General features: G+C 64.4%; 15 protein-coding genes. 11 read left to right on the top strand and 4 right to left on the bottom strand.

What is annotated here, in order from left to right; all coding sequences use genetic code 11:
• Positions 1-3: 3 nt before the first annotated feature.
• Complete coding sequence (locus tag BKX93_RS04000) at positions 4-900, bottom strand: polyprenyl synthetase family protein (RefSeq protein ID WP_070978823.1); 897 nt, start codon at positions 898-900, stop codon at positions 4-6.
• Positions 890-1,123, bottom strand: a complete 234-nt coding sequence (locus BKX93_RS03995; protein ID WP_021476069.1) for an exodeoxyribonuclease VII small subunit — start codon at positions 1,121-1,123, stop codon at positions 890-892. Before BKX93_RS03995 ends, BKX93_RS04000 begins: the two co-directional genes overlap by 11 nt.
• Positions 1,124-1,275: 152 nt before the next feature.
• Between BKX93_RS03995 and BKX93_RS03990 the strand changes: the two genes are divergently transcribed.
• The 5 genes from BKX93_RS03990 to BKX93_RS03970 all read left to right on the top strand — a co-directional run bounded on the left by BKX93_RS03990 (position 1,276) and on the right by BKX93_RS03970 (position 7,859).
• Positions 1,276-2,112, top strand: a complete 837-nt coding sequence (locus BKX93_RS03990; RefSeq protein WP_070978822.1) for an SDR family NAD(P)-dependent oxidoreductase — start codon at positions 1,276-1,278, stop codon at positions 2,110-2,112.
• 179 nt (positions 2,113-2,291) lie between these two features.
• A complete protein-coding gene (locus BKX93_RS03985; RefSeq protein ID WP_046166578.1) occupies positions 2,292-4,088 on the top strand; it encodes an ABC transporter substrate-binding protein in 1,797 nt (598 codons plus the stop codon).
• 50 nt (positions 4,089-4,138) lie between these two features.
• The gene (locus tag BKX93_RS03980) at positions 4,139-5,080 is read left to right on the top strand and encodes an ABC transporter permease (RefSeq protein ID WP_046159048.1); all 942 of its coding nucleotides are present in this window, start codon (positions 4,139-4,141) and stop codon (positions 5,078-5,080) included.
• Positions 5,081-5,092: 12 nt separating this feature from the next.
• Positions 5,093-6,145 carry an ABC transporter permease gene (locus BKX93_RS03975; protein ID WP_046159047.1) on the top strand — a complete coding sequence of 351 codons (1,053 nt, stop codon included), beginning with the start codon at positions 5,093-5,095 and terminating at the stop codon, positions 6,143-6,145.
• Between the two features lie 10 nt (positions 6,146-6,155).
• Entirely contained in the window at positions 6,156-7,859 is a 1,704-nt protein-coding gene (locus BKX93_RS03970; RefSeq protein WP_070978820.1) for an ABC transporter ATP-binding protein, read from the top strand.
• A 52-nt stretch (positions 7,860-7,911) separates the two neighbouring features.
• Here BKX93_RS03970 and BKX93_RS03965 read toward each other — a convergent pair whose 3' ends face one another.
• Entirely contained in the window at positions 7,912-8,286 is a 375-nt protein-coding gene (locus tag BKX93_RS03965) for a hypothetical protein (RefSeq protein ID WP_046157685.1), read from the bottom strand.
• Between the two features lie 206 nt (positions 8,287-8,492).
• On the opposite strand from BKX93_RS03965, the gene BKX93_RS03960 reads away from it, so the two are divergent.
• Positions 8,493-8,777: a hypothetical protein gene (locus BKX93_RS03960; protein ID WP_145929257.1), complete on the top strand. Its 285-nt coding sequence runs from the start codon at positions 8,493-8,495 to the stop codon at positions 8,775-8,777.
• Positions 8,778-8,781: 4 nt separating this feature from the next.
• Here BKX93_RS03960 and BKX93_RS03955 read toward each other — a convergent pair whose 3' ends face one another.
• Positions 8,782-9,663 (bottom strand): LysR family transcriptional regulator, encoded by an 882-nt coding sequence (locus tag BKX93_RS03955; RefSeq protein ID WP_046157683.1) that lies wholly within the window; start codon positions 9,661-9,663, stop codon positions 8,782-8,784.
• A gap of 89 nt (positions 9,664-9,752) precedes the next feature.
• Here BKX93_RS03955 and BKX93_RS03950 point away from each other — a divergent pair, with 89 nt between their 5' ends.
• The 5 genes from BKX93_RS03950 (at position 9,753) to bcsB (ending at position 16,512) form a co-directional block, all read left to right on the top strand.
• Positions 9,753-10,202 carry a multidrug/biocide efflux PACE transporter gene (locus tag BKX93_RS03950; RefSeq protein ID WP_046157682.1) on the top strand — a complete coding sequence of 150 codons (450 nt, stop codon included), beginning with the start codon at positions 9,753-9,755 and terminating at the stop codon, positions 10,200-10,202.
• 3 nt (positions 10,203-10,205) lie between these two features.
• Positions 10,206-10,538 (top strand): SMR family transporter, encoded by a 333-nt coding sequence (locus tag BKX93_RS03945; protein WP_021474862.1) that lies wholly within the window; start codon positions 10,206-10,208, stop codon positions 10,536-10,538.
• Between the two features lie 372 nt (positions 10,539-10,910).
• The gene (gene bcsQ, locus BKX93_RS03940) at positions 10,911-11,666 is read left to right on the top strand and encodes a cellulose biosynthesis protein BcsQ (protein WP_070978816.1); all 756 of its coding nucleotides are present in this window, start codon (positions 10,911-10,913) and stop codon (positions 11,664-11,666) included.
• Positions 11,663-14,254, top strand: coding sequence for a UDP-forming cellulose synthase catalytic subunit (gene bcsA, locus BKX93_RS03935; RefSeq protein ID WP_145929256.1), 2,592 nt, complete (start codon positions 11,663-11,665; stop codon positions 14,252-14,254). The genes bcsQ and bcsA overlap by 4 nt, the downstream gene beginning before the upstream one ends.
• Before the next feature lie 2 nt (positions 14,255-14,256).
• Positions 14,257-16,512: a cellulose biosynthesis cyclic di-GMP-binding regulatory protein BcsB gene (bcsB, locus tag BKX93_RS03930; RefSeq protein WP_186009486.1), complete on the top strand. Its 2,256-nt coding sequence runs from the start codon at positions 14,257-14,259 to the stop codon at positions 16,510-16,512.
• Position 16,513: the final 1 nt, after the last annotated feature.

Here is a 16,513-nt window from a genome sequence, read left to right as displayed (position 1 = left end):
GGTTCAAAACGAGCGGGCGACGATGTAGTCGGCCAGTTGTTTCAGGCGATCAGCCTGCGGGCCGAAACCCTGCAGAGCGGCGAAAGCCTGGTCGTGCAAATCCTTCGCCATCCGCTTGGCCTCGGCGAGGCCCAGCAGGCTGACATAGGTGGGTTTGTCGTTGGCGGCGTCCTTGCCGGCGGTCTTGCCCAGCGTGGCGGTGTCCGCCTCGCAGTCCAGAATGTCGTCCACCACCTGGAAGGCCAGGCCGATGCGCTTGGCGAAGGCGTCCAGCGCTTCTTTCTCCGCGCCGGACAGCTCGCGGCCCGCCATCGATCCCGCCAGCACCGACGCGCGGATCAGCGCGCCGGTTTTCAGCATGTGCATGAATTCCAGTTCAGGCAGCGTCAGCGGCAGGCCGACGCTGGCCAGGTCTATCGCCTGGCCGCCGGCCATGCCGGCATGGCCGGCGGCGTGGGCCAGCGTGCGGACCATTTCCAGTTGGCTGGCCGGGGCGATGCCGGGCATGGGCTGGGAGATCAGCTCGAAGGCGCGGGTTTGCAGCGCGTCGCCGACCAGCAGCGCGGTGGCGTCGTCATAAGCGATGTGACAGGTGGGCTTGCCGCGGCGCAGCACGTCGTTGTCCATGCAGGGCATGTCGTCATGCACCAGCGAATAGGCGTGGACCATTTCCAGCGCCGCGCCGACGCGGGCCAGATTGTCGCGCTCCGCGCCGACCAGTTCGCCGGCGGCGAACACCAGCAGCGGGCGCACGCGCTTGCCGCCTTCCAGCGTCGCGTAGCGCATCGCCTCATGCAGGCGTTGCGGCGCGCAACTGGCGGCCGGCAGCAACTTTTCCAGCGCCTGCTCCATGTATTGCTGGATGGAGGTCATCCAGCCGATGAAGGTTTCATTGGCCATTGGGCAGATCCAGCGCCTTCAGTTCGTTGTTTTCCAGGATTTTCAGCTGCTGTTCCGCGTCGGCGAGCTTGCCCTGGCAGAACTTGATCAATTCGGTGCCTTGCTTGTAGGAAGCAAGGGCTGTTTCCAGCGGCATGTCGCCGCTGTCCATCGCCTGGATGATGTCCTCCAGCTGGCCCAGCGCGGTTTCGAAGCTGGCCGGCGCTTTTGCGGCTTTTGCCATGGCGGAGTTCCTCGTGCGTGTCAGGCCGACATTCTAGTCCAATTCCGATGAAAAACGACAGTGCTCCAGCCCGATGTGCGTCAGATGGGGCGGTTTCGGCGCGGCGGCGAATGGTGTAGGGTGGCGGCTCCCTTTCTTTCCCGAGGCCTGACATGTCCGAATCCGCCCGCACCATCCTGATCACCGGCTGCTCCAGCGGCATCGGCTATCACACAGCCAAGTGGTTTCGTGAGAAAGGCTGGCGAGTGTTCGCCAGCTGCCGCAAACAGGAAGATGTGGAGCGTCTGCGCGCGGAAGGCTTCGAAAGCCTGCGGCTGGACGTGGACGACGCGGGTTCGATCCGCACGGCGCTGGACGAGGTACTGGCGCGTACCGGCGGCACGCTCGACGCCTTGTTCAACAATGCGGGCTTTGGCCAGCCCGGCGCGGTGGAAGACATTTCACGGCAGGCGATGCGCGAGCAGTTCGAGACCAATCTGTTCGGCCCGTGGGAACTGACCAACGCGGTAATGGCGGTGATGCGCGCGCAGGGCCATGGCCGCATCGTCTACAACAGCTCTATTCTCGGCTTCGCCGCGATGCGCTGGCGCGGCGCCTACAACGCCAGCAAATTCGCGATGGAGGGTCTGTGCGACACTTTGCGCCATGAACTGCACGGCACGGACATCCATGTCTCGCTGGTAGAGCCGGGGCCGATCGAAAGCCGCTTCCGCCCCAACGCGCTGGCGCGTTTTTTGAAGAATGTCGACATCGACGGCAGCGTGCATCGCGACAATTATCAGCAGCAGCTGGAAAGGCTGAAAAAGGAAGGCCACGCCGCGCCGTTCACGCTGCCGGCCAGCGCGGTGGCCGAGGCCGTGTGGCGCGCCGCGACCAGCCGCCGGCCACGCGCCCGCTACCGGGTGACCTTTCCCACCAAACTGTTCTGGTTCCTGCGGCGTTTCCTGCCCCAGCGCTGGTACGACGGCGCTTGCCGCGGCGCGACATGAGGCATCCAAGTCCTTAATTGAATTTTCCTGATGCCATCTTGATATTTTTTTGTTGATCCGCGTAGCGAATTGGCTTTACATTCATTCGCGCTTGTCATGGCTGCGGCAGTTGGCGATGGCGGGCGCAAAGAATAAAGCGGGCCGGGAAGGCCCCGCGCTACGAAGGAGAACAATTCAAGATGACGCACCTGAAATGGCTGCCCATGCTGATGCTGGGCGGCTCGCTCGCGCTGTCCGCTCATGCAGCCGACCCCAACAAAGTGCTCAGGATATCGTTTCCGGTGCCGGAAACCGGCTTCGACCCCGGCAAGGTCAATGATGTGTATTCGATCGGCGTGATCGAAAACATTTTCGAGCCGCTGCTGAAATACGATTATCTGGCCCGGCCGTTGAAAATGAAGCCCAACACCGCGGCGGCGATGCCGGAGGTTTCGGCCGACGGCCGCGTGTACACGATACGAATCCAGCCCGGCATCTATTTCGCCGATGACCCGGTGTTCAAGGGCAAGAAGCGGGAGCTGACCGCCGAGGACTACGCTTATTCCTTCAAACGCTTCGCGGATCCCGTCGTCAATTCGCCGGTCTCCAATATGATGACCGACTGGGTGCTGGGCCTGGCGGAAGCCGGCAAGCGGGCGAGCAAGACCGGCAAGTTCGATTACGCGTCGCCGATTCCCGGCATCCAGGTGTTGGATCGCTACACCTTGCGGCTGACGCTGACCAAGACCAACTTCATCTTCCTGTACACGCTGGCGGCCAAGCAATTCGGCGCGGTGGCGCGCGAGGCTATCGAGGCCTACAGCAAGGACACGATGTCCCACCCGGTCGGCACAGGTCCCTTCATGCTGAGCGAATGGAAGCAGGGCAGCAAGATCGTGCTGTTGGCGAATCCGGGCTACCGCAAGATGGTGTTCGATGGCGAGCCGGGCGGCGACCCGCGTGATCAGGAGATCGCCAGGGAAATGGCCGGTAAGACCCTGCCCGTGGTCGGCCGGGTGGAGATCCGCGTGATCGAGGAGGATCAGCCGCGCTGGCTGTCTTTCCTGAACAAGCAGCTGGATGTGGTCGCGGTGCCCAAGGCCGCGATGAAGACGGCGTTGCACGTGATGGACAACGATCCTTTTCAGACCACGTTGAACCCAGTGCTGGCGAAGCGGGGCATCAAGCTGTCCCATGTGCTGAATCTGGACGTGACCTACGCCTATTTCAACATGCTGGACCCGGTCGTCGGCGGATACGGCAAGGACAAGATCGCGCTGCGCCGCGCGATCGCGCTGGCTTATCCGCTGAAGCAGGAAGTGGTTCCTCTGCTCTACGGCAATCAGGCGGTGCCGATGCAGGGCGCTGTGTCGACCGGGATGGCAGGGTCCAGCCCGGGCTTCCGGGGCGAAGTCAAGTACGACCCGGCGCTGGGCAACGCTCTGCTTGACCAGTTCGGCTACAAGATAGGGCCGGACGGCTACCGCACGCTGCCCAATGGCAAGCCGCTGCAGATCACCCAGGCGACCCAGGCCTCGGCTTTGGACAAGCAGTTCAACCAGATCTGGCAGAAGACATTCGACAGTCTCAAGATCCGGGTGAATTTCAAGGTGGCCAAGTGGAACGAGAACCTGAAGAGCGCTTATGGCCACAAGCTGCAGATGTGGAGTCTGGGCGGGTCGGCCTCGATGCCGGACGGCGACGATACCATGGTGGAGCTATGGACCGACAGCATCGCCAGCGGCAGCAATCTGTCCGCCTTCAGCCGGCCCAAGTTTGACCAGCTTTTCGAAGCCTCGCGCTTGCTGCCCAACGGACCGGAACGCGAAGCCAAGTTCGAGCAGATGAACCGGGTGGTGGCGGCATACCAGCCTTATGTCTTGGGGGTTACCCGCTTCACCAATTCGTTGTCGCAAGGTTACGTGCTCGGCTACAAGCCCCACCCGATTTACACGGTCGGCGGCTTCTGGCGCTACGTCGACGTCAACCGGCGCTGAGTCCATCTCGTTCGACTCCGCCGGATGGCCGGACGGAGCAAGGAAAAAACATGTTCGCATTCATCATTCGCCGGCTCTGGCAGATGATCCCCACCATGCTGGGCGTCATGCTGCTGGTGTTCGTGCTGTTCAACTGGGTGGGCGGCGACCCCACCTTCATTCTGGAAGGCAAGCGCCTGACGCCGGAGATGCTGGCCAATATCCGCGTGCAGCTGGGCCTGGACAAGAGCCTGCCGGAGCAGTTCCTGTTGTTCGTCAAGCAGGTGTTCACTTACGACTTCGGCAATTCCTGGGCCACGCAGCAGTCGGTTTCCGGCACGCTGGCCAACCGCGTCGGCCCGTCGCTGACGCTGGCGGGCAGCCTGCTGGTGCTGGAGCTGCTGACCGCGCTGCCCATCGCCGTCGCCGTCGCCTATTTCCGCGGCACGCTGACCGACCGCCTGGTCACCATGATCTGCACGGTGGCGATGTCGGTGAGTTCGCTGGTCTACATCATCGTCGGCCAATACCAGCTTGCCTTCGCGATGGATTGGTTCCCGGTGATGGGTTGGGACGACAACAGCCTGGCCACCAATCTGCTGGTCTACCTGCCGCTGCCGCTGATACTGGGCATCCTGGTGGCATTGGCGCCCAGCGTGCGCTTCTACCGCAGCTTCGTGGTGGAGGAGTTGAACCACGACTACGTGCGCACCGCGCGCGCCAAGGGCTTGCCCGAGTCGCGGGTGCTGTTCAAGCACGTGCTGCGCAACGCGCTGATCCCAGTCGTCACCAACATCACCATGTCCTTGCCTTTCCTGATGCTGGGCTCGATGCTGCTGGAGCGCTTCTTCGGCATTCCCGGCATGGGCAATGAGCTGCTGAACGCCGTCGACAAGAGCGACTTCCCGGTGATCAAGGCGATCACCATCACCATCGCCGCCGCGGCCATGGTGTTCAACCTGCTGGCGGATGTCCTGTACAAGTGGATCGATCCGCGCGTCCAGCTGAAGTAAGGGGAAGAGACGATGACGACATTGCAGAATACCGCCGGCGCCGCGCCGGCCGCCCCGTCCCGCAGCCTGTGGGCGTTGGGCTGGCAACGCTTGAAGCGCGACCGCATCGGTTTCGCGTGCTTGTGGATTGTGAGCGGCTTCATGCTGCTGGCCTTGTGCAGCTGGGTTGGCCTGATCGGCCGCGGCTGGAACGCAGAAGTGGCGGTGTCCTATGCGCCGCCCACCTTCCTGTATCAACAGGCGCACAACGCTGCCCAGGCATCGGGCGCGAAAAAAGCCGAGACGGTCACGGGCACGGGCCTGCGCCCTGAGGAAGACCCGATCTGGGCGGAAACCCAGTCGGCGATGAAAAACCGCGACAAGTACGTGGTGCCTGAGGTGAAGAAGGCGGAGTCGCTGACGTTCGGCGCGGATATCCGCGGCCGCGACATCCTGGACAAGGTGGTCAAGGGCACATCCACTTCGCTGTTCGTCGGCTTTTTCGGCGCCTTGCTGTCGGTGGTGATCGGCGCGTCGCTGGGCGCTTGCGCCGGTTTCCTCGGCCGCAAGATCGACGATTTCCTGATGTGGTTCTACAACGTGTTCACCGCGATGCCTGACATGTTGTTGCTGCTGGCTTTCGCCGCGGTGGCCGGCCGCGGCCTGGGCACGGTGATCCTGGTGCTGTCGCTGACCAGCTGGCCGGGCACTTTCCGCCTGGTGCGAGCCGAGTTCATCAAGTTGCGCTCGCGCGAGTTCGTGCAGGCGGCGGACGCCATCGGCGCCAGCAGCGCGCGGCGGATGTTCGTCCACATCCTGCCCAATGTCTCCCATTTGCTGCTGGTGCAGTTTTCCTTGCTGATGGTGGGCCTGATCAAGTACGAGGTGATCCTGTCCTTTCTCGGCTTCGGCGTCGATGCGCGCCAGGTGAGCTGGGGCTCGATGCTGTCCGAGGTGCCGGAAGAACTGATGCAGGGCTACTGGTGGCAGCTGGCGATGGTGGTGGTGTTCATGTCGCTGCTGGTGACCGCCTTCAGCATGCTGACCGATTCCCTGCGCGACGCGCTGGACCCGAAGGTAAAGTGAGGATCACACCATGAGCAACAACAAGACTTTGCTGTCGGTCCGCAACCTGCGGGTGAGTTTCCGCCAGGAGGACGGCGGCCGCTTTGAGGCGCTGAAGGGCGTGAGCTTCGACATTCCGGCGCACCGCACGGTGGCGCTGGTGGGGGAATCGGGTTCCGGCAAATCGGTGACGTCGATGGCCATCATGCAGCTGCTGCCGCCGCAATCGAGCGAGATCGATCCGGCGTCGGAGCTGCGTTTCGACGGGCGCGACCTGCTGAAGCTGAGCGCGGCCGAGCTGCGCCGGCTGCGCGGCAAGGACGTGGCGATGATCTTCCAGGAGCCGATGAGCTCCTTGAACCCGGTGTTCACCGTCGGCGAGCAGATCGTCGAGACGCTGACGCTGCACGCGAAGCTGTCGCGCTCGGCGGCGTGGAAGCGGGCGGTGGAGCTGCTGCGCGAAGTGGGGCTGCCGGAGCCGGAGAAGCGGGTGAAGAGCTACCCGCACGAATTGTCCGGCGGCCAGCAGCAGCGGGTGATGATCGCCATCGCCATCGCCTGCGAGCCCAAGCTGCTGATCGCCGACGAGCCGACCACCGCGCTCGACGTCACGATTCAGAAGCAGATCCTGCAACTGATCGCCGACCTGCAGAAGAAGCACGGCATGTCGGTGCTGTTCATCACCCACGACCTGGGGGTGGTGGGCGAGTTCGCCGACGAAGTGATCGTGATGCGCCACGGCGTGATCCGCGAACAGGGCACGGTGCGGCAGATCTTCGAGAACCCGCAGGACGCGTACACCAAGGCGCTGCTGTCGTGCCGGCCGCATCTGGATCGCCGTCCCGAGCGGCTGGCGGTGATCGACGACTTCCTGCAGCCGGGCGGCTACGTGGAGCCGGCCGAGCGCAAGCGTGGCTACGCGGCGGACGACGAGATCGTGCTGGACGTGCAGGGTCTGTGCAAGAGCTTCGACATCCGCGAAGGGCTGTTCGGCAAGCGGCAGTTCCACGCGGTGCAGGACGTGTCGTTCAAGCTGGCGCGCGGCAAGACCTTGGGCATCGTCGGCGAGTCGGGCTCGGGCAAGACCACCGTCGGCCTGACGCTGGTGCGGCTGCACCAGGCGACCGCGGGCAAGGCGCTGTTCCACGGCCAGGACCTGATCGGCATGAGCGCCAAGGAATTCCACACTTACAAGAAGCGGATCCAGATCATCTTCCAGAACCCGTACGCGTCGCTGAACCCGCGCTTCACGGTGGAGCAGATCCTGACCGAGCCGATGCTGCTGCACGGCATCGGCCAGGATGCCGGCCAGCGCCGCAAGCTGGCGCAGGAGCTGCTGGACAAGGTGGGGTTGGCGGCCGGGGCCCTGGCCAAGTACCCGCATGAGTTCTCGGGCGGCCAGCGGCAGCGGATCGCGATCGCGCGCTGCCTGACCTTGAAGCCGGAAGTGCTGATCTGCGACGAATCGGTGTCGGCGCTGGACGTGTCGGTGCAGGCGCAGGTGCTGAACCTGCTGCAGGACCTGCAGGACGAGTTCAAGCTGTCCTACCTGTTCATCTCGCACGATCTGGCGGTAGTGAAGCACATCTCCGACCAGGTGTTGGTGATGAACAAGGGGCGGGTGGTGGAGCAGGCGGACGCGGACGTGATCTACCGCGAGCCGCGGGACGGCTACACCAAGAAGCTGCTGGGTGCGATTCCGCAGGGCTGGAGCCCGGCGCTGGCGCCGGCGTAGCGCGGAAGAGGCGATGCAGGACAAGCCGGCCCGAGGGGCCGGCTTTTTTGCGTCAGCTGTCGGCGAAGTCCATGGTCATGCTCCATGGCGTCTGCTGGCTGATGGAGTAGGCTATCTTGGCTTCGCCGCCGCCATCGGTCACGTCCAGCAGGCCGCTGTCTTCGTCCTGGCCTATGGTCAGCTGGTAGAAACCGTCGCCGCCGTAATCGTAGTCCGGGCCGTCGGCGAAGATCACGCCCATCATGTAGGCGTTGCCGGGGCCGCTCCAGTCCACGCTGATCCGGGCCGCGCGGTCCGGTTGCAGCGCAAAGCCGCGCCGCAGCGGCTTGTCGTCCAGCAATAGTTCCTGATCGTCCCAGTTTGGATCGCTGTCGATGTATATGGCGCGGCTGGAATGGTTTTTCACCGTCACGACGGATGAGCTCATCTGTTTTCTCCTTGCGGGAAGAGTCGCGTTATTTGGCGGATTGGCGCTTGCTAGAATAGGCGGAATGTGGAAGAGAGCTGGTCTGCGCCACTCTTTCGGACAGGCATTGCCGACGGTGGCCATGAGATAGTGGCGAGTCATTTCATTGATGGCCCGCCAAGAGCGGGATAAGACAAAAGGGGAAGAAAGTGACGAGATGGATGATGATGGCCGGCGTCGCCTTGATGGGGTCATGCATGGCGCAGGCGGCGGAGACGCCTGTCTTGCCTGATGGCGCTTATGGATTCGACTGGTATGGCGCTACCCCTTGCCGCAAGATAGGCAAGGCGGATTTGCGGCGCTTTCAAACCTGCGAGAATGGCGGCAGCGGCTTTGGCCATGTGCAGCCGTTGTTGACCTGTCGCCATGGCAAGAACGACGAATGGGTGATTTATGCCAACAAGGCGCAATGCCGGGAGGAACACGAGACGATGGAGGCCAACGCGCCGTGATCCTCTAGTCCGTCTTGGACCATTTCTCTCCGCCGGCCAATTGCCGCAGCAGCCATCCCGCCGCCGCGCCAAGCGGGCGGTGGGCAGCCCATACCAGGTCCACCGGCATCCGTTTGGGCCAGCCGGCCACATCCAGCTGTTTCAGCTCGCCTCCGCCAAAGCTTCTCACCAGCCAGCACGGCAGCTCGGCCCAGCCCACGCCCAGGCGCGCCATGTCCAGCAGCATCAGATAGCTGGGCGCGTACCATTGCCGTTGGCCGGTGCGCGCGGGGCTTTTGTCGTTGTAGGTGTTGAGCCGCAACTGGCGGTGCAGGGCCAGTTGCTGTTCGTCGACGCGGTCCATCTCAACCAGCGGATGCCGGTATGCGGCGTACAGCGCCAGCTCGCTGGCCTCGCGCTGGCGTTGATGGCGGATATCCGGCGGGTAACCGTCCAGCGCGCCGACCAGGCCAAGCTGGGCGCGGCCGGACAAGATCAGGTCGAGCACGTCTTCCTGTTCCCCGGCCAGGCACTCCAATTCCAGCAAGGGGTAGCGCTCTTCCAGCCGGCAGGCGACGTTTTCCAGCGTTTCGGACTGGAAAGTGTCGGACAGCACGATGGTGAGCCGGCTTTCCACGCCGGCGCTCAACTGCTCCGCCTGCCGCTGCATGTCTTGGCTGGCGGTCATGACTTGGCGCGCTTGCGGCAGCAGCAGCCGGCCGGCCGGGGTCAGCGTGGGCGTCCGGGTGCCGCGGTCGAACAGGGGGTTGCCCAGGTCGATTTCCAGGTTGGCGATGGCCTCGCTGACGGTGGATTGGCTTTTGCCGAGCCGTCTGGCCGCGGCGGAGAAGGAGCCGAGATCGGCGGCGTAGACGAAGGCGGATAGGGCATCAATGGAAAGAGTCATATCGGTTTAACCGATGAATGGTATTTTTATAGTATCCGTAAACCCAATCATAATGCCAAGCATTGAATTTCAGCATTAGGGAGCAGTCAATGCAAACGACAAACAAGAAACTGGGCGAGCGGGTGCTGCACGCCGTGCTGTACGAGGCTTGCGCGATGGCCTTGCTGGTGCCGCTGGCGGCGCTGGTCATGCAGAAAGACATGCTGCACATGGGAGCCTTGGCGTTGATGATGTCGACGGCGGCCATGTCGTGGAATATGGTGTTCAACGCGCTGTTCGAGCGCGTCGAGCGCCGTTTCCAGTGGCGCCGGACCGCCGGCGTGCGCTGTCTGCACGCGCTGGGCTTCGAGGGCGGACTGGTGGTGTTGCTGGTGCCGCTGGCGGCCTGGTGGCTGAACAGCAGCTACTGGCAGGCTTTCCTGCTGGACCTGGGCTTCTTTGTCTTTTTCCTGCCCTATACCTATGCGTTCAACTGGCTGTACGACCATCTGCGCGAGCGCCTCGTCGCCCGCCGGAATCTGTCGGCCGCTATGGAGTGATTGATGAAAGTCTGGCTGTTCCTGATGGGGGCCATCCTGTCCGAGGTGGTGGCCACCTCCGCCTTGAAGGCCTCCGATGGCTTTACCCGGCTGTGGCCGTCCGTGCTGACCGCAGGCGGCTATATGCTGGCGTTCTATCTGTTGTCGCAAACCCTGCGCCATATTCCGGTGGGCGTCGCCTACGCGCTGTGGTCCGGCATAGGCATCGTGCTGGTATCGCTGATCGCCTGGCTGCTGTACGGCCAGAAGCTGGACCTGGCCGCGGTGGCGGGCATGGGGCTGATCATCGCCGGCGTGGCGGTGATCAATCTGTTCTCGAAAGCGTCCGCGCATTGAGCGGCGCGGGCAAGCCTGCCAGGCGCTCGCCAGGCTGGACTTGCCCGCTCACCAGGGTTGTCTTGGCAAGATATCCATGAGAGTCCATGCGCGGCATTTGTCCGCGCTGCGCATGGATGATGGCCATTCCCGATTTCTTCCGTCCGTGGCCAGCAGTCCATGTGGCTGTCGCCCAATTCGCCTGTTCATGGCGGGCGCTTGCTCCGCCGCAGCAATGAGCCGCCGAGCTCTAAAACTCATCCATACTGTATTCATCGATACATTTCCGTTTTCTCATTTTTCCGCGCCGCCAGGGTTGTCATCACCAGGAGCATGGCCAGGGTGTCGAGGCGCGTGAAATAGCCGACGGTACGGTTGGGGGCGGGGCGAAGCATGGCGATTTTGGCGGTATGCGGCGTGAAGGGCGGCTGCGGCGCGACGACAGTTGCCGCGTCGCTGTCCCTGTTGTGGCAGCGGCAGCAAAGGCCGGTGCTGGCGATGGACCTGTGCCGGCAGAACATGCTGCGTCTGCATTTCGGCATGGCCCGGGAGGAAAGCGATGGCTGGCGCGGCCGGCTGGATGCGGGCGCCGACTGGATGCGCGCCGCCTGGGAGGTCGGCAATCATCACCTGATGCTGGTGCCGCATGGCCGGGTGGGGCTGGATAGCGGCCAGGCCGGGCCCGAGGACCACTGGCTGCGCGAGGAGTTGGCGCTGCTGGAGAAGCGGGCCGGGCAGCGCACCGTGCTGGATTTGCCGGCGATAGGCGTGGCCGAACGGCGGCAGGGCTTGAACGCCGCCAGCCACGCGCTGGTGGCGCTGTCGGCCGAGCCCGCCGTCTGCGCGCTGCTGGAGATGACGGAGGCGGAGCTGGAGGCCAGCGGCTTGCGGCCGGAGCGCGTCTTGTTCGTCATCAATCAATTCAATCCGCTGCGGCGGCTGGACAACGATGCCGAGGCGATGTTGCGCGAAGCGCTGGGCCCGCGGCTGGCGCCATTGCCCATTCATCGCGACGAGGCGGTGAGGGAAGCCTTCGCCAGCCAGCAGCCCCTGTTCGATTACGCGCCGGAAAGCCAGGCCGCCGACGATTTGCGCCAATTGGCGGCCTGGCTGTCGGTGCGCTTGGATGCCGGGGGGCATGCTTCATGAAACTGTCGGCGGCGGGCTGGCATGAGTGGGGCGTGAGGCTGCGCTTGCTGCATCCGGCCGATGCGCCGCGCTTCGCCTTGCTGCTGCTGTCCTTGTTCATCGTCACGCCTTCCCGGGGCTGGGCCGCCTGGAGCGGCAGGGCGCGGCAGTTTTTCCCCCAGGTCGATTTCTCCCGGTCCCGGCCGGGCGATCCGGTGCGGATCTTGTTGCAGCTGGCTTGGCTGTCTCTGGTCAAGCCGCCGCCCGCGCGGCGAGCGGGACGGACGGCATCCTGGCCTTACTGGCTTGGGCTTTGCCGTCGCGCTTTGGCCGCGGCCGCCGGCTGGCGGCGCCGCGTCGGCTCCTGGCTGGAGGCGCGCTTTCCGCGGGCGTTCGATCCCGCCCGGTTGCGCGTCTCGGTAGAGGGCGTCGCCGAGCATCCCTGGTGGCGGAACGCCGCCGTCCGCGCGGCTTGCTATCTGGCGGCGGCCTTGCTGGGCGCGCTGCTGGTGACCACGCCGTTCGACGAGTATTCGCAAGCGGTGTTCACCGTGGTGCTGTTGCTGCTGGCCCTGTGGGTGCGGCGCATTCCCGGCCCGGTGCCCACCTTGATTCTGATGGTGTTTTCCATCGCGGTTTCCACCCGCTACATCTGGTGGCGCGCGACGTCCACCATCAATGACGACAGCTGGCCCAACCTGATCGCCGGGCTGATTTTGCTGAGCGCCGAGCTGTATGCCTGGCTGGTGCTGTTGCTGGGCTTTTTCCAGTCGTCCTGGATGCTCGAGCGCGAGGTGGTGCCGCTGCCTGCCGATGCCGCGCTCTGGCCCAGCGTGGACGTGTTCATCCCCATTTACAACGAGCCGCTGCGGGTGCTGAAGCCCACCGTGTTCGCGGCGATGAGCATGGACTGGCCGCCCGGCAAGCTGCGGGTGCACATCCTGGATGACGGCACGCGCGACGAGATACGCGAATTCGCCAAACAGGCGGGCGTCGGCTACATCGTCCGCCGTGAACACAAGCACGCCAAGGCCGGCAATATCAATCACGCGCTGGGGGTCACCGACGCCAGCTTCGTCGCCATCTTCGATTGCGACCATATTCCCACTCGCTCTTTTTTGCACAACACGATGGGCGGCTTTCTCAAGGACGACAAGCTGGCGCTGGTGCAGACGCCGCACCATTTTTTCTCCGATGATCCGTTCGAGCGCAATCTGGACACCCGCGGCGAGGTGCCCAATGAGGGGGAGTTGTTCTACGGCCGAGTGCAGGACGGCAACGATTTGTGGAACGCGTCCTTTTTCTGCGGCTCATGCGCGGTGCTGCGGCGCGAAGCGCTGTTGTCGGTGGGCGGCATCGCAGTGGAAACCGTCACCGAGGACGCGCACACCTCGTTGAAAATGCATCGGCGCGGCTATCGCTCGGCCTATATCAATATGGTGCAGGCGGCGGGGCTGGCCACGGAAAGCCTGTCCGCCCATGTCGGCCAGCGCATCCGCTGGGCGCGGGGCATGGCGCAGATTTTTCGCAGCGACAATCCGTTGCTTGGCAGGGGGCTGACGCTGGGGCAGCGCTTTTGCTACCTCAACGCCATGATGCACTTCCTGTACGGCATACCGCGGCTGGTGTTCCTCACCGCGCCCTTGGCTTTCCTGTTGTTTCACGCCTATACCATCTACGCGCCGGCATTGGGGCTGGTGTTGTATGTGGTGCCGCACATGGTGTTTTCGGTGATGTCCAATTCGCGGATGCACGGCGAATTCCGCCGTTCGTTCTGGGGCGAGGTCTACGAGACGGTGCTGGCCTGGTACATCACGCTGCCCACGACCGTGGCGCTGTTGTTTCCCGGCCTGGGCAAGTTCAACGTCACCGCCAAGGGCGGGGTGGTGGAAGAGGACCATGTCGACTGGAGCATCACCAAGCCTTACCTGGTGTTGTTGGCGCTGAATCTGCTGGGCGTGGGGTTCGGCGTCTATCGGGCCTGGACCGGTCCCGCCGACGAGGTCGGCACCGTGGTGGTGAACCTGTGCTGGGTGGCTTACAACACGCTGCTGCTCGGCGTGGCGCTGGCGGTGGCGCGCGAATTGCGCCAGGTGCGGGTGTCGCACCGGGTGCAAAGCCGGCTGCCGGTGTCGCTGCATCTGCCGGATGGCAAGGTCTATCCCTGCCATACCCTGGATTATTCCGAGGGCGGCATGGCGCTGGCTCTGCCGGAGGGCCTGCATTTGAAGCTGAAGCAGAACGCCGAGTTGACAGTGTCGATGCGATGCGGCGGCCGCAGTTGCGCGCTGCCTTGCCGGCTGGTGTTTTCCAAGGATGGCCGTTTGAGCGTGCGCTTCGTCGGCCTGAGCCTGGAGGACGAGATGGCGCTGGTGCAATGCACCTTCGGCCGCCCCGGCGCCTGGCAGCGAACCGCCGAGCGCGAGCACGAGGGCACGCCCTTGGGCGGCGCCTGGGACATCTGGCGCATGGGCGGCCGCAGCCTGTGGCAACTGCTGCTGCAGGCGGCTTTGCCGCTCACCGTCCGCAGCGGCCGCTGGATGGGCTTTTGGAGCTGGCTGGGCAGCTTGCTGCCGCGGCAGCCGCATATCTATCGGGACAGCAAATGACCATGCGCATACCGAGAAAACCTCTGTCGATATTCCTGGCCGGGCTGTTGCTGGCGGCGCAGACGCCGCCGCTCAAAGCCGAGGGAAAAATCTCCGCGTCCGAGCCGGCCGCATCGGCGGCGCTGGTTTCCACCCGCACGCTCAGCTTCAAGCAGATGGGCGCCGGCTACCCGCTGAAAATGCGCGGCGACAACAGCCTGGCGGGCGTAGGCTTCGGCAGCCGCGGCGATGAAGTGATCACCGGCCTGACGCTGCGTCTGCGCTACACCTTTTCGCCGGCGATGCTGGCCGATCTATCGCATGTGCAGGTGCTGCTCAACGACGAGGTGGTGTCGGTGCTGGCCTTGCCGAAAGAGCAGGGCGGCAAGCCGCAGCAGCTGACCCTGCCGCTGGACCCGCGGCTGCTGGCCAATTTCAACCAGCTGAAATTCCGCTTGATCGGCCATTACACCAATCGCTGCGAGGACGAAACCCACAGCAGCCTGTGGGCGGAAATCAGCAATGCCAGCGAATTGCAGCTGATAGTGCAGGCGCTGCCCTTCGCCAACGATCTTGGCTATTTTCCCGAGCCTTTCTTCGACAGGCGCGACTTTTCGCCGCTGAAGCTGCCGTTCGCCTTCGCCGCGCGCCCCTCGACAACCGCGCTGCAGGCCGCGGGCGAGCTGGCGTCGTGGTTCGGCGCCCAGGCTGGGTGGCGCGGCGTGCGCTATACCGCCGCGTTCAACAGCTTGCCGGCGGCGCAGCACGCCATCGTTTACGCAACCAACGCGCAGCGGCCGGATTTCCTGGCCAAGCTGCCGCCGGTGTCGGCGCCCACCATCAGCATCATGCCGCACCCGGAGCGGCCGGAACGCAAGCTGCTGTTGATCCTGGGGCGAGACGACAAGGACCTGCAGCTGGCCACCGACGCGCTGGTGCTGGGCCAGGCCGGGATGAGCGGCGCCCAGGTGACGGTGCGCGGAATGAAGCTGGACGCGCCGCGCCAACCGTACGACGCGCCAAGCTGGGTGCGGCCGGACCGGCCCACCAAACTGGGCGAGCTGGTGGACAATCCGCGCGATCTGCAGGCCACGGGCCAGCAGCCGGCGCCGATACGCGTGTCCTTCCGCGTGCCGGGGGATCTGTTCACCTGGGGCAGCCGCGGCATTCCGCTGGATCTGAAGTTCCGTTACACCGGCCAGCAGCAATCCGCGGGATCCCGCTTGAACATCGGCATCAATGAGTTGTTCGTGCAAAGCCTGAACCTCAACGCCAGCGGACTGGGCAGCACCCAGACCAGCCTGCGCCTGCCGGTGCTGGATAACGGCCTGCTCAGCAATATCGACCGCATCCTGCTGCCGCCGTTCCGCGTCGGCAGCCGCAACGAGATGCAGTTCCAGTACGTGTTCGCGGCGGAAAAACAGGGCGAGTGCGCCAACAACCTGGCGGATGGCAACCGCGCGGCGATCGATCCGGACTCCACCATCGATTTCAGCGCCTATCCGCATTACGCGGCGCTGCCGAATCTGGGCTTGTTCGCCGCGTCAGGCTATCCGTTCACCCGCATGGCCGATTTGTCGGACACCGCGGTGGTGCTGCCCAGGCGGCCGGCGCAGCAGGACATCGGCGCTTTTCTCAATGTGATGGGCAATATGGGGCAATCCACCGGCTACCCGGCGCTGCGTTACCGGCTGGTGGACGAGGGGAGGCTGGACAGCGTCAAAAACAAGGATCTGCTGGTGGTCGGCAACGCCCGAGATCTGGAGCTGCTCAAGGTCTGGCGCGACAAGCTGCCCACCACTCTGGAGGGGAGAGAGCGCAAAGTGGCGGAAGGGAAGGGCAACGCCTTGTCCCAGGAGCCGGCGCTTGGCTTGTCGGGCGGCGGCCGCGTCAGCGGCCAGGCTGACTTTTCCGCCAAGGGAAGATTAGGGGCGATACTGGGCCTGGAGTCGCCGCTGGCCAGCGGCCGCAGCGTGGTGATCGTCACCGGCAGCGAGCCGGACGCGATGAGCGCCGCCACCGGCGCGCTGTCGGACGACGGCAAGGTGGCGCAGATGGCTGGCAGCGCGGTGCTGATTCGCGGCGACAACATCGACAGCCAGCAATTGGGGCCGGTGTATTACGTCGGCAGCCTGCCGCTGTGGACCTGGGTCTGGCTGTTCCTGTCGGCCCATCCGCTGTTGCTGGCGGCGCTGTCCGCGCTGGCGGTGCTGATCTTCTCCTTCGCCATCCTGCGCCTGTTCAAGGCGCTGGCGGCGCGCCGCCTGAAGGAGTCTTGAG

Origin of the sequence: Chromobacterium vaccinii, from assembly GCF_001855275.1 — a bacterium.
In the GTDB taxonomy this organism is placed as follows: domain Bacteria; phylum Pseudomonadota; class Gammaproteobacteria; order Burkholderiales; family Chromobacteriaceae; genus Chromobacterium; species Chromobacterium vaccinii.
Note: the sequence above shows the minus strand (reverse complement) of the source record. Positions and strands in the feature narration are given on the sequence as shown.

Excerpts from the sequence above, each read along its gene's own strand:
- bcsQ (WP_070978816.1), top strand. The coding sequence starts at position 10,911 with ATGGCGATTTTGGCGGTATGCGGCGTGAAGGGCGGCTGCGGCGCGACG.
- BKX93_RS03955 (WP_046157683.1), bottom strand. The coding sequence starts at position 9,663 with ATGACTCTTTCCATTGATGCCCTATCCGCCTTCGTCTACGCCGCCGAT.
- BKX93_RS03950 (WP_046157682.1), top strand. The coding sequence starts at position 9,753 with ATGCAAACGACAAACAAGAAACTGGGCGAGCGGGTGCTGCACGCCGTG.
- BKX93_RS03965 (WP_046157685.1), bottom strand. The coding sequence starts at position 8,286 with ATGAGCTCATCCGTCGTGACGGTGAAAAACCATTCCAGCCGCGCCATA.
- bcsA (WP_145929256.1), top strand. The coding sequence starts at position 11,663 with ATGAAACTGTCGGCGGCGGGCTGGCATGAGTGGGGCGTGAGGCTGCGC.
- BKX93_RS03990 (WP_070978822.1), top strand. The coding sequence starts at position 1,276 with ATGTCCGAATCCGCCCGCACCATCCTGATCACCGGCTGCTCCAGCGGC.
- BKX93_RS04000 (WP_070978823.1), bottom strand. The coding sequence starts at position 900 with ATGGCCAATGAAACCTTCATCGGCTGGATGACCTCCATCCAGCAATAC.
- BKX93_RS03980 (WP_046159048.1), top strand. The coding sequence starts at position 4,139 with ATGTTCGCATTCATCATTCGCCGGCTCTGGCAGATGATCCCCACCATG.
- bcsB (WP_186009486.1), top strand. The coding sequence starts at position 14,257 with ATGCGCATACCGAGAAAACCTCTGTCGATATTCCTGGCCGGGCTGTTG.
- BKX93_RS03970 (WP_070978820.1), top strand. The coding sequence starts at position 6,156 with ATGAGCAACAACAAGACTTTGCTGTCGGTCCGCAACCTGCGGGTGAGT.
- BKX93_RS03945 (WP_021474862.1), top strand. The coding sequence starts at position 10,206 with ATGAAAGTCTGGCTGTTCCTGATGGGGGCCATCCTGTCCGAGGTGGTG.
- BKX93_RS03960 (WP_145929257.1), top strand. The coding sequence starts at position 8,493 with ATGGCCGGCGTCGCCTTGATGGGGTCATGCATGGCGCAGGCGGCGGAG.
- BKX93_RS03995 (WP_021476069.1), bottom strand. The coding sequence starts at position 1,123 with ATGGCAAAAGCCGCAAAAGCGCCGGCCAGCTTCGAAACCGCGCTGGGC.
- BKX93_RS03975 (WP_046159047.1), top strand. The coding sequence starts at position 5,093 with ATGACGACATTGCAGAATACCGCCGGCGCCGCGCCGGCCGCCCCGTCC.
- BKX93_RS03985 (WP_046166578.1), top strand. The coding sequence starts at position 2,292 with ATGACGCACCTGAAATGGCTGCCCATGCTGATGCTGGGCGGCTCGCTC.